Annotated in this window: 9 protein-coding genes; 6 read left to right on the top strand and 3 right to left on the bottom strand. The window is 70.3% G+C overall.

The window, feature by feature from the left end; translation table 11 throughout:
• Positions 1–83 precede the first annotated feature (83 nt).
• Positions 84–2,603, bottom strand: coding sequence for an AAA family ATPase (locus AB0J97_RS42835; protein WP_364100509.1), 2,520 nt, complete (start codon positions 2,601–2,603; stop codon positions 84–86).
• Positions 2,604–2,875: 272 nt separating this feature from the next.
• Between AB0J97_RS42835 and AB0J97_RS42830 the strand changes: the two genes are divergently transcribed.
• On the top strand, positions 2,876–3,238 hold the full coding sequence (locus AB0J97_RS42830) for a hypothetical protein (RefSeq protein WP_364100506.1): 363 nt from the start codon (positions 2,876–2,878) through the stop codon (positions 3,236–3,238).
• Positions 3,239–3,678: 440 nt separating this feature from the next.
• Positions 3,679–3,894 carry a hypothetical protein gene (locus AB0J97_RS42825; protein WP_364100503.1) on the top strand — a complete coding sequence of 72 codons (216 nt, stop codon included), beginning with the start codon at positions 3,679–3,681 and terminating at the stop codon, positions 3,892–3,894.
• Between the two features lie 330 nt (positions 3,895–4,224).
• On the opposite strand, the gene AB0J97_RS42820 is transcribed toward AB0J97_RS42825, so the two are convergent.
• Positions 4,225–4,404 carry a hypothetical protein gene (locus AB0J97_RS42820; RefSeq protein WP_364100500.1) on the bottom strand — a complete coding sequence of 60 codons (180 nt, stop codon included), beginning with the start codon at positions 4,402–4,404 and terminating at the stop codon, positions 4,225–4,227.
• A 26-nt stretch (positions 4,405–4,430) separates the two neighbouring features.
• A complete protein-coding gene (locus tag AB0J97_RS42815; protein WP_364100497.1) occupies positions 4,431–4,559 on the bottom strand; it encodes a hypothetical protein in 129 nt (42 codons plus the stop codon).
• 719 nt (positions 4,560–5,278) lie between these two features.
• On the opposite strand from AB0J97_RS42815, the gene AB0J97_RS42810 reads away from it, so the two are divergent.
• From AB0J97_RS42810 to AB0J97_RS42795, 4 genes are all read left to right on the top strand, one after another.
• Positions 5,279–5,770 carry an integrase core domain-containing protein gene (locus AB0J97_RS42810; RefSeq protein WP_364100494.1) on the top strand — a complete coding sequence of 164 codons (492 nt, stop codon included), beginning with the start codon at positions 5,279–5,281 and terminating at the stop codon, positions 5,768–5,770.
• A gap of 564 nt (positions 5,771–6,334) precedes the next feature.
• Complete coding sequence (locus AB0J97_RS42805; protein ID WP_364100491.1) at positions 6,335–6,463, top strand: hypothetical protein; 129 nt, start codon at positions 6,335–6,337, stop codon at positions 6,461–6,463.
• Positions 6,464–6,494: 31 nt separating this feature from the next.
• Positions 6,495–7,703, top strand: coding sequence for a hypothetical protein (locus tag AB0J97_RS42800; protein WP_364100488.1), 1,209 nt, complete (start codon positions 6,495–6,497; stop codon positions 7,701–7,703).
• Positions 7,704–9,007: 1,304 nt separating this feature from the next.
• A complete protein-coding gene (locus AB0J97_RS42795) occupies positions 9,008–11,884 on the top strand; it encodes an AAA family ATPase (protein WP_364100485.1) in 2,877 nt (958 codons plus the stop codon).
• Positions 11,885–11,949 lie beyond the last annotated feature (65 nt).

The raw sequence follows: 11,949 nt of genomic DNA, 5'->3' as shown, positions 1-11,949 counted from the left end.
GTGCGGTTGCGAGGGTGTCCAGTTCGGTCGTCACAACCCGAGAATGGACATCCTCGCCCTATCTCCGCAGCTACGCCTTGGACTCATTCATCTAGCGGCTGCCGGAACAGGGGCGCATCGGTCTGACTCAACCGCCATACCAGGAGCTCATCGAGGCTGGCCGTAGCCAGGAAGGAGCCGTCCTGGCTGAACCCGACCTCATACACCCCCGGCGTGGCGAGGGCAGTGGCCTCCTTGCCGTCGGGCAGGTGCCACTGCCGGACCCGGCCGTCTTCGGCCAGTAGCAGGCGTTGTCCGTCCGGAGCAAGGAACAGTCGCCCTTCCTGACACTGGCGGGCCGAGAGTGTCGGTGCCCAAGATGTCGCCGTGCTCTCGCGGCCGTTGTCCAGGTTCCACAGCTGGATCGGTGCGCCGGGCACGCACAGCGCCATGATCTTGCCGTTCGCGCTGATCGTGGCGTCGGGAGCGCCGGATTCGAGGACCTCCCGCCCTTGGGCGCGCGCCATGGCCACCGGGCGGACATCTCCCCGTTCGTGCGGCCCAGACTTCTTTCGGGGAGTGCTCACCTGCAGCGTCTCCTGCCGGGTGGCAAGGTCCCACAGGCGGACGCGGTAGCGGGCGCCGTCCGCACGGTAGGTGATGACGTGATCTCCGCTCCGGGTGACCTCGACGCCCTGATCGGCGGCGTCCAACGGCGAGGGTTCTTGACGACCAGTGGTCATGTCCCACAGCGTCACGTTCCGCTTGTTTGATCGGCCATGCCGCAGAGGGAGCCAGCGGGCATCGCCCATACCCATCGCGGCGTCGGGCAGGCGCTCGGCGAGACCGGGAGCGGTGGAGATCGTCCGGTGGCTGTCCACATCCCAGCGCGTGACGCCGGAGGCGCCCGCACTGACGAGCGTGCGGCCGTCGGTGCTGAGCCAGCGCAGGGTGGCCAGGTCGGGGTCGGGGTCGGTGAAGGTGTCCTGCTGGGCCTGCCGGCTCGCGGTCAGCAACGCGCCGCGGGTCTCTGGTAGGTCGGCCAGGTGCCAGGCGGCCAGGCTGAGCTGCATGGCCAGGCGCGGGTCGGACTGGCGCAGGCTCTCGGCGGTGCCGATCATCTGGCGGGCATACGCCTCGCGCTGCCGCCTGCTGCTGACGGTGTTCTGCTGCCAGGCCAGCGACGCCGCCACCAGCGCGAGCGTTGCCACGACCGACAGGACCAAGGTACGCAGGCGGCTTCGGCGGCGTGCGCCGTGGTGGGCGGCTGAGCTGGCCTGCAGAAAGGTCCGCTCCTCGGGGGTGAGCGTGTCGAGGTGCTGGGTGAGGTGTTCGCGGGCGGTGGCCAGTTGCAGCCCGCGGTAGAGGGTTCCGGGGTCGCGGGCGTGGTCGTTCCAGGCGGTGGCCGCTTCGGTCAGGCGGCGGTGGACGCGCAGACGTTCGCGGTCTTCTTCCACCCAGGCGCGCAGGCGGGGCCAGGCGGTCAGCAGCGCCTCGTGGGCCAGGTCGGCGGTGTCGTCGTCCAGGGTGATCAGGCGCGCGGCGGCCAGTCGTTCGAGCAGGACGGGACCGGGGTCGTGCGGGTCGCCGGTGAGCAGTTCGGCGCGCCGTACCGGGCGGCGGGTGTCCAGCGCGCCCACCTCACCCGGCGTGACCAGGCGCAGCAGCAGCTCGCGCAACCGCGACCGCTCGACGGCGGCGAGGTCGGCGTAGAGGTTCTCGGCAGTGTGGGCGACGGCGCCGTGGATGCCGCCGGTGGCCTCGTAGTCGGCCAGGGTGAGCGCCTTGCCGTGGTGGCGGCGCCAGGTCTCCAGCAGGGCGTGCGACATCAGCGGCAGCCCGCCGGGCTCGCCCGCCACCTCCTCGATGACGGTGGCGGTCAGTTCACGCTGGACGATCAGCCCGGCGGCCGCCGCCGGTCTGGTGATCGCCTCACGCAGCTCCGCTCGGCTCATCGGGCCGACCGGGACCGTGGAGTCCCGGACGGCTTCCATCAATGCGGGATGGCGCGCGCAGTGGTCGAAGAAGTCCGCGCGGACGGCCAGGACCACCCGGCTGCCCCGATCTCCGGTGCCGGCGTTGACCAGGGCGTCGATGAAGGCACGCTGTTCGTCCGGGTCCTGGCACAGCGTGAACGTCTCCTCGAACTGGTCGACCACGATCACCCTCCCCGCGGCCGCCTCCGGCAGCGCCGCCCGCGGATGGGAGCCCGGTGTCACCACCCGCACCGTGCGCGGCCGCAGCTTCGGCACCAGCCCGGCGCGCAGCAGCGAGGACTTGCCGCAGCCTGACGGGCCCACCACCACGACCAGACGATGTGCCTCCACCAGCTCGGCCACCCGCTCGACCAGCGCGGTCCGGCCGAAGAAGTACGCCTGATCGGCGGTCTCGAACCTGGCCAGCCCCCGATACGGCGCCCTGGCCGCATCCCCGCCCGAGCCGGTGGCCACACGGACGGCGGCAAGGGCCTCCTCCCACCGGGTCCGCCACTGCTCGACGTCCCCGCCGCACGCCTGCACATAGGCCAGCGTGACCGGCAGGGTCGGCAACCGGTCTCCCGCGGCGGCCTGCGCCAGCGTGGCGGCCGAACACGGCACCCGCGCGGCCATCGCGCGATACGACAACCCGCCTGTCTCATGCCGGAGCTTGCGCAACTCCACTGCGAAGGCGGCTACCGGACCGTCCGCCGGATCGACCGGCCGTTCACGACGTCCCACACGATCCCCCATATCCCCGAATACGGGCAAACCAGCACAACGTACCCAGCCATGTGGAAGTGATCAAGTTTTGTCCAGGCGGCGAGTCGGGGTTCCAGACAATCCATCAGCCATCAAAACTGGGGCCCTGATGCCCCTGCTCGAGCGCACCTCCTTCACCGAATGACGAGAGGGAAATCGTGATCAAAAAGATGCCGATCCGACGTCTGACCGCAGGTCTGGGTAGTGCCGTCGTAACGCTGGCAGGCGTCGCTGTTCTGTTCACCACCGCTCCCGCAGGAGCCTCGACCAGCACAGCCGCCAGCCTGAGATACGCATGCAAGTACGACGGCAGCATCATTCGTAGTTCTCCCTCCATCCAGCTCAACACCGTCGTCGCGGAGTGCCGGGCGGGAACGACCCTCTTCCCGAACTGCTGGGTGCGTGGAGAATCCAGCGGAGGCGACAACCGCTGGTACACCTGGGCCAACAGGTCTCGCTACATCCACTTCAGCCAGGTCACCACCTCCGGGACCGGCGGTGGAATGGCTCAATGCAGCTAGTTCCCGGCGCAGCCGCTAGTGCCGGTGGACCCACGAGTAGGCGGCAAACCCGTTCAGGAAGCTGGTGTTGACCCGGAAGTCGGTCCCTTCCGACTCGGTCACGTACCAGGACGCGGACAGGTTGTGCCGTGACCGGGCCGAACAGGCCACGCCGGATCACGCACCCCTGTCCTGGGTGCCCTTCACATCCAGGCCGCTGACCCGATCCGGGCGTGTGGCGCGGACCGGGATGGCGAAAACGTGAGCGAGCGGGACACGACGTCCACAGTCGGGCCAAGCACGGTGAAGTCCGACCACTGGCCGACGTGCAACGCCCGACAGATGCAGAGCCATGAGATGTCCGTCCCGGCTCAGGCTGGAACAGCGGGACATGCGGCGGCCCCGCGTTGCGCACTGAATCCGTGCCCGCCCTGGGCATGGGCGGACATCACACATCAAGAGTGACGAGAGGTGACGACATAACCAAGACGACGCTCAACCTGGCCGCGATCGGGCTGCTGACCGCAGCCGGACTCGCCATGGCCGCCGGCCCCGCAGCCGCCAAGGAGGAACCCTGGCCCAGCTCGGGCGGGATCGCCCCCATGGGCAACGACTACTGGCCCCACAGCGGCGGGATCGCCCCGAAGGACGACTACTACCCCGGCAACGGCGGCTGAGGTCCGTGCTGGATTCCCGGCCCGGACCATGAGCAAGGCCAGGCTCGCGCCCTCACCGAGGGAGAGCGAGCCTGGCGCCCGCAGGTAGGAAGAGCCCCTGCCCTCCTCGCGTTTCGCAACCCGCCCACATGCTCCTCGGCTGCCGTGTCCGCCTGGGCGAGCGCCCACCTCACCGCCCGCACCTCTGCGCGGGGCGGCCCTGATGCCCGATGTGCCAGGTTCGGGGATCCCCCGACGACGTAGACCTGGCACCCATCGGGAACGGCCAGTGAGGATCGGCGTTCCGAAGGTTCGCAAGCCGCCTACGCGCCCGCCCGCGGGCGCATACCGTCAGGGGGCGTGACCAGCCTGCCTGCACCCCCGCACGCCTTCATCAAGCCGCTCGACCCAGTCGACCGGGTCAACGTCGTCACCGATCCCGGATGAGGCGCGGCGCATGGTTTCGGCGGTGCCGAAGCCGCACCGCCTGGCGATGACGTCGACGCCCTCCCGGCTGCTTTCCAGCGACATCCGGGCAGCTTCGACGCGAACGCGTTCTACATAACGGCCAGAGGCGTGCCCAGTTCGCGAGCGAAGAGTCGGTTGACGTGCCGGGGACTGATCGACAGCCGGTCGGCCATCGTCGAGACGGACAGATCGGCGGCCGGGTCGGCGGCGATGTCCACGAGCAGCTGGCGTAGCGCGTCGTCGCCAGGTGCCCGGGCACGGGACCACGTGCTGAACTGGGGCTGTGCGCCTGCCGATAACTACATCCGCCCAGGTCATGGCTCTGCAAGGGCTTCGCCTTGGTGTACGCGAGTTCCGGTCACCCGGGTGACGGAAACGGGTACGGCAGGATGATCCGCTGTGCTGCTTCGCTTGGCCTGTCTGACTGTCACGAACGCCTTCGCCGCGCTGCGGTTGCTGCCCATGAGCGATCGAGACAAGGACGTGGAGATTCTCGTTCTGCGTCACCAGATCACCGTCCTGCATCGGCAACTCGTCGCTGACACCCGAGTGCGATCCGTGCCCGAAGACAGGGCCCTTCTCGCCGCGCTCCTGACCTCACTGCCCCGCGAGTCCTTACACCGGCTACGGCTCCTCGTCCAGCCGGACACCGTCCTGCACTGGCACCGCGGCCTGATGAGACGTCGTCACGCCCGTACCTGCCAGCCCAGCGGCCCGGGCGCTCACCGAACCGAGCTGGGGCTACCGGCGGATCCACGGAGAGCTCACCACGCTCGGCATCAAAGGCGCACCGTCCACCGTCTGGGAAACCCTCAAAAGGGCAGGCCTCGACCCGGCACCCGAACGGGCCTCCACCACCTGGGCCGACTTCCTGCGCTCCCGAGCCGACGCCCTGCTGGCCTGCGACTTCATCGAGACCGTCACCAGACGCATCCGCGTGCTCGGCACCACCGCACATCCGAGCGCGAGCTGGGTCATCCAAGCGATCAGGAACTTGGTGATGGACCTGAACGATGTGGGCTGCCGGGCGCGCTTTCTGATCAGAGACAGGGATGGGAAGTTCCCTGCGCTCATGGACGAGGTCCTCGTCGAGGCCGGCATCAACATAGTGCTCACCGGCATTCGGATGCCGCGAATGAACTCCATCATGGAGCGATGGGTGCAGTCCTGCCGTCACGAACTGCTCGACCGCTGCCTCGTCTGGAACGAACGCCACCTACGGCACGCCCTGCGCGAGTACGAACACTTCTACAACCACCACCGAGCCCACCAAGCCCTGAACCAAGCCGCCCCGCTGCGTACCACCCCGGACCCGATCACAGACCTCGGACGAATCACCAACCTGACCAGACGTCGCATGCCGCTTGACCAGCATGGATGTAATTTTCGACAGGCGCAGTCCCCGGCGCGACCATCTGCCCCCATCTGAACACCGCCACCAACCCACCAACCCCGGCACGCTCCGCGAACATCTACGCCTCGCTGTATTCCTCACTGGCACCGCACGACCAGCAGGACTGCGCCAACTCGTCCTCCAGGCCCCCACACTGGTCATTGCCAGCGCCCTCGGCTTCCACGACAAAACCACCACCCGAGTCGCGGCTGACGCAGGCGGGAACCTGGAACCGCCACGCCCCGAATGACCACTCACAGTGAACGAGATCAGGGTGACCGGCTCGAATACAGACCACTTGATCAACGGCTTCTACCAGTCTCGACCCCGGTGGTGCCGCATCACCAGGGTCGGCAGATCCGGCTGGGCGACCCCGAGCACGCCCCCGCCCACGGCCGCGCCCTGGCCGCGGGGCCCGTGGCAGGGCCCCGTCCCGTCTGCCACCGTCCCCAAAGACGCCAAGGATCCTCTGAGCATCGGACTGCAGGCCCGCAGCCGCCTGCCGGCCGTAGCGCTGGACCGGGGACGTCCCCGTCTGGGCAAGCTGAGGAATCTCGCCGCCCGGCTGAAGGTGATCGGGTTGCCCGCGGAGGATTAGCCGTGACGCAGGAGCAGCACTCCGCACTTACGGTACTCGGCGGCGCTCAGGGCGGTCTCGTTGATGTCGGCGAGGGTGACCGCGGCGCCGGACTCGGCGAAGGCGCGGGCGGCTCGATCAAGACCGTGTGAAGTTTGTCCATCTTGGACGTAGGGTGGCCCGATGCCCGGATCCTTGCGTGCGGCCGTGCTGGCAGGAGTGTCGATCCTCCTCTGCGGCTGCTCGGCCACGCCGGCGGCGGCCCCACCGTCCCCGACCGCCCTGGCAAAGCCGACATCCACCCCCATCTGTGACGGCCAGCTGCCGCCCACGGGGCCGGAGAAGACCGCCTACACCGATCACATCGATGACTGGCAGCTCGCCAAGGCCGTCAAGGACGGGTTTCCCGACGACCTGGCGGTCAAGCGGGACGGGACGGTATGGGTGGTCGGCATGGCCGAGGTGCCGGTAAAGCCCCATCTGGACAAGGAGCAGGGGTGCCTGGTCACGACCGACACCGAGCGCCGGGGGAAGGTGTGGTGGTACGACGCGGGTACGTGGCATGTGGTCGCTCCGCCGCGGAGGTGCTCGGACCACCTGTCCAAGGTCGACGTGACCGAGGACGGCAGCCTGTGGGTGTACGGCAAGCGACTGGAGAAGAATGACCAGGTGTCCTGCGTGGCTCGATGGAACGGCAGCGGCTGGGAGGCGCGGACCGTCCGAACGGAGGACCCGGCCGAGGAGACCAAGGCGCTGACCGTCAGCGGCACCGATCCGTGGTTCATCGACTCCCGGGGGAGAACCGTCCGGCTGACCAAGGGGAAGCTCTCCGCTCACACACCGGTTGCGGAGGCTGACGTGCTCGCGCGAGGGCAGGGAGGCGCGCTCTGGGCGGCGGGAGTCCAGGGTGCACATCGCATCCAGCTCGCACGATGGGATCGCGGGCGGTGGCAGCGCGTTCCCGACCTGGCGCTGCCCCATCCGAAGGGAGAGCCGAGGGCCTGGCTCGCGTGCGACAACATGGTCGCGACCGGGCCTGATGACGTCTGGGTGGCCGCCTCCTGGACCTGGTACGCGAGCGACGAGTCGGAGCCCGGGCGGCAGGTCCTGGCCCATTGGAACGGCTCGGCCTGGTCATGGCACACGGGCAGGGTGGCACTGCCGGACAGACAGGCCGACCTCGCCCCGGATGGGCAGGGTGGCGTCTGGCTCACCTCCCTCGACGACACCGCCCTCGAACACGTCACCGGCCGGCGTCACGAGCCGATCAAGCTACCCGATACGGAGGAGGATTTCGGGCTGGGCATGCGGCTGTCCCAGCGTCCCGGCACCCACGAGGTCTGGGTGCTGAGCCAGGGGAACCTCTGGGTCACTCGGAGGGAAACTGGCTAGCGAACGGCTACTTGGCGGCCGAGGTTGCCCAGCGCCTGACCTTCGCCGTGCCGGTCGTCCAGCTCCGGGCGGCGTTCAGCGCGATGCCCGTGACAGTGAGCATGTCGCCGAGGTGTCGACGCCAGGCCCCATACACCTGGAAGCACTCCACCAGGGTGTGATGACGGCGCGGAGACGACCAGTCTGGTGGGCGTGGTGGCGGCGACCAGGTTTGAGGCGTTCAGTGTCGAACCAAGCCGGCGCGGCAGCTCGGTCGACGAACACCTCGGGCGTCTCCTGGCCGGGAAGCGCCCGCAGCCAAACGGGAGCCGCGTACGCCGCGGGTAGTACGCGAAAAGCCGGTCCAGCGCCACCTCCCGCCCATCGTCAAGGGGTCCCGGTAGCAATGGAGCAGAATCCAACGGTGTTGCTGCTGACCTGCGGGAACTCCTTGAGAAACACCATCGCGGGACGGCTGCCCCGGAGCCCGTCGATGCAGGTCAGGCGCATATCCGTTGGATCTTCCGCTCAGCGGGGCACGTGCTGACCACGGTCAATGAGCTGCGCGACCGCGGCATCACGGTGGTGTCGCTGCCGGAGAACGTCGATCTGGGCACCAAAGAGTGCCGGTTCATGTTGGGGTGCCGGTAAGAAGCGTGTCATGAGCCCCAAACGGCGTTGATCTTGCTGTGACTTGCCTGGTCAAGGCTGGGCGGTCATGAAACACCCCCGATGCCCACCCCACCCGTGAAGGTCACGGTTTACGACAACCTCCGCACACCGGGATCTGCGGATTCTGACCGCGATCGGCAACGGATCGGTTCAGTTGCACCCCGCTAAGGGCGGCGTCTGATGCGCGGGGAGAGAAACACGCCGACCTGCTCGCTGGCGCGGGTGGTCAGGGGCTGGCCGACGAGCAGGCCGGTGACGGGGTCCCACAACCGCACTGTTGTGTCCGTGCTGCTGGAGGGACTCTCCCCGCCGGGAGGCGCATGGCCGGCGTCGCGGACTTGCCTTTGGTTGGAGTAGGTGCGTCCTGCACCCCGGCCCATGCCGTAGACGTTCTGCGGCACGAACCTGACCGGGTCGGGCAGATGGAGGTCCCCGTGTTCGGGATGGGACAGCAGGGGCCCAGTGGTGGTTGTCGGGCAGGTCGCCCTTGCCGTCATACGGGGCGGTGGCCGCGATCGCGTACACCTCGCCGCCCAGGAGTCGGCCAGGACGGACCGCGGCCACCCTCGTCGCGGCGGCCGAGCCCAATGGGGGTGGCCGCCAGGTAAGACAGACGTGACATTTCATGCGGGCGGCGCTTCAATGGCTCGATTATGGACGATGCCGAAATGACGGCGGAGCGGGTGGTCTCGCCCGTCCTCGTCGGCCGGGACGCGGAGCTGCGGCGGCTGCGGGCGGCGGTGCGGCGTCCCCCGGCCGTCGTCATGATCGAGGGCGAGGCCGGCATCGGCAAGACGCGGCTGGTCAGCGAACTGGCCGCCGAGCTGCGTGACCGGCCGTCGCCCGTCGCCGAGCCGCCTGATCGGCCGCCGCTCGTCGGTGGGTGCCCGCAGATTCGGGAGCCGTTCCCGCTCGGGCCCGTCATCGAGGCGTTGCGCGGCGCGGCCGGGAGGTTGCCCGAGGGCGGCCTGTCGCCGGTGACCGGCGCGCTGCGCCCGCTGCTGCCCGAGCTCGCCGCCGTCCTCCCGGCCGAGCCCGGCCCGCTGGACGACCCCGCCGGGCTGCGGCATCGCGTGTTCCGCGGGCTCGCGGAGCTGCTCGCCGCGCTCGGCCGGGCCGTCCTGGTGCTGGAGGATCTGCACTGGGCCGACGAGCAGACGGTCGAGTTCCTCGGCTACCTGCTCGCCGACCCGCCGCCCGGGCTCGTCCTCGTGCTCACGTTCCGTGGTGAGGAGGCTGGTCCCGGGCTGCGGGCGCTCACCGCGCGGTTACGTCCTGAGCTCGCCCATGCCCACCTCGTGCTGGCCCCGCTGGACGCCGCCCGGACGAACGAGCTGACGGCCTCGATCCTGGGCACCGCGCAGGTGTCGGACGAGTTCGCCGCCTACCTGTGCGAGCGTACGTCGGGCCTGCCGTACGCCATCCAGGAGCTGGTCGCGCTGCTGCGGGCCCGCGGCGTCCTGGTCCAGCGCGGTACCAGGTGGGCGCGCAAGACGCTCGACGAGCTGGGCGTACCGGCCGGGGTGCGCGACTCCGTACTGGAACGGGTGCGCGGCCTGAGCGCGAACGCGCAGGCGGTGGCGGAGGCCGCGGCGGTGCTGCGGGTGGCCGTGCCGGTGCCCGATCTCGTGGCCACCTGCCGCGTACCGGAGCAGGACGCCCACGAGGGCCTGGACGAGCTCCTCGACCGCGGCCTGTTCGCCGAGCACGCCGGTACGGCGGGCTTCAGGCACGCGCTGGCCGTCCAGGCGGTGTACGGGAGCATCCCGCTGCCCAGACGCCAGGACCTGCATGTCCGCGCGGCCAAGGCGGTGGCGCGGCAGAATCCCACGCCGCTCGGCCAGATCGCCCACCACCACCGTCACGCAGGTCAGCACGACGCGTGGGTGGACGCCGCGGAGGAGGCGGCCGACCGGGCCGTGGCCCTCGCCAACGACGCGGAGGCCGAGCGCCTGCTGGAGGCGGTCCTTCGGCACGCGCCCCTCGCCCCGGAACGCGAGGGCAGGCTGGCGGCGAAACTGGGCTGGGCGGGCGGTTACGCGCTGGGCGCCGACGAGCTCATCGGCCTGCTGCGCGCCGCCGCCGCCCGCCAGCCGCCCGGACCGGTGCGCGGCGAGCTGAACTACCTCATCGGGCTGAAGCTGGAGGCCGGGGGCGCCGCGCCGGAGCTCATCCGCGGGGCCATGATCGAGGCGGTCGCCGATCTCGCCGACCGCCCGGTGCTGGCCGCGTACGCGATGGTGGGCCTGGGCATGCCGAGAACGCCCGGTGTCCCGCTCTCCGAGCACCTGCGCTGGCTCGACCGGGCGCTCGAACGGCTGCCCGTGATCGCGGAGCCCGAGCGGCGCATCTCCGTGCTCGGCAAGGTCGCCATGGTGCTGACCCTCGTCGGCGACCCGCGCGGGGCGAGCCTGACCGGGCAGGTCGTGGCGCGGACCGGCGGCCGTCCGACGAACCGGTGGGAGGTGGTGGCCTACGACTCGATCGGCGAGGTCGCCTGCCTGGCCGGACATCACGACACCGCGTACCGCCTGCTGGAGGCCGCGCTGGCCGAGGCGGCCGAGCACGACGTCACCGGCCTGATCGAGTCCAGGTGCCGGTTGAACCTGGCGACTCTGGCGTACTGCCGGGGTTCCTGGGACGGCGTGGCGGACGAGCTCGAAGCGTTGCGGGTGCGTTTCGCCGACCTGCCCAGTTTCCGCCTCACCGCGGACACCGTGTCCGGCTGCCTGGCTCTCGCGCGCGGGCGGGCCGACGCCGCGCGGCTCGACGACCTGGTGCGCGCGAACCTGGAGACGGGCGCGGCCGACGTGCTCGCGCTGCCGGTGAGCGCGCTGCTGCGGCTGGCCGTCGCACAGGACCGGGCCGGGGAGGCCGTGGCGCGTACCGGCGAGGCGTTCTCGTTGTGGGCGGCCAAGGGGTTGTGGCCGGTGGGTGTTCGGGCGGTTCCCGCGCTGGTCGAAGCCCTGGTGGGGCTCGGCAGGGTCGAGGAGGCCGGGGAGCTGGTGTCACGTCTCGAAGGCGAGCTCGCCGCGCTGGACGCGCCGCTCGCGCGGGCGGCGCTCGGCCATGCGCGGGGCTTCCTGTCCGCCGACGCCGTGCGCTTCATGGACGCGGCGGCGTCGTACGAACGGCTGGGGGCGCCGTACGAGGCGGCGCAGGCGCGCGAGCACGCGGCCGGGCTGCTGCTCACCGCCGGTGACGAGCGGGGGGCGTCGATGCTGGAGGCCGCCCTGCACGCGTACGGCGGGCTCGGCGCCGCCTGGGACCTCGACCGGGCGGGCCGGCTGAGCAGGCGCTGGGGCCTGCCCGTACCGGCCCGGCATCGCGGCGGCCCGCGCGGTTACGGGTCCGCGCTCTCCCCCAGGGAGGACGCGGTGGCCAGGCTGGCCGCCACCGGCCTGACCAACAAGGAGATCGCCAAGGAGCTGTTCCTGTCGGCCAAGACCGTGGACAAGCACCTGGGGTCGGCCATGCGCAAGCTGGGCCTGCGCTCCCGCGCGGGGCTGGCGCACCGCCTCGACGCCTGACTATTGGGGTGTTTGCCCCATAGGTAGCCATCTGTCGCTCCTGTGACGCTAGGCGCATGCCCGAA

It is taken from the genome of Nonomuraea sp. NPDC049607, assembly GCF_040675375.1.
In the GTDB taxonomy this organism is placed as follows: Bacteria; Actinomycetota; Actinomycetes; order Streptosporangiales; family Streptosporangiaceae; genus Nonomuraea.
The sequence above is the reverse complement of the archived record's forward strand: the minus strand, read 5'-3'. Positions and strand labels throughout refer to the sequence as shown.

Coding starts and splice junctions, on each gene's coding strand:
- AB0J97_RS42800 (WP_364100488.1), top strand. CDS start 6,495: ATGCCCGGATCCTTGCGTGCGGCCGTGCTGGCAGGAGTGTCGATCCTC.
- AB0J97_RS42820 (WP_364100500.1), bottom strand. CDS start 4,404: ATGTCGCTGGAAAGCAGCCGGGAGGGCGTCGACGTCATCGCCAGGCGG.
- AB0J97_RS42795 (WP_364100485.1), top strand. CDS start 9,008: ATGGACGATGCCGAAATGACGGCGGAGCGGGTGGTCTCGCCCGTCCTC.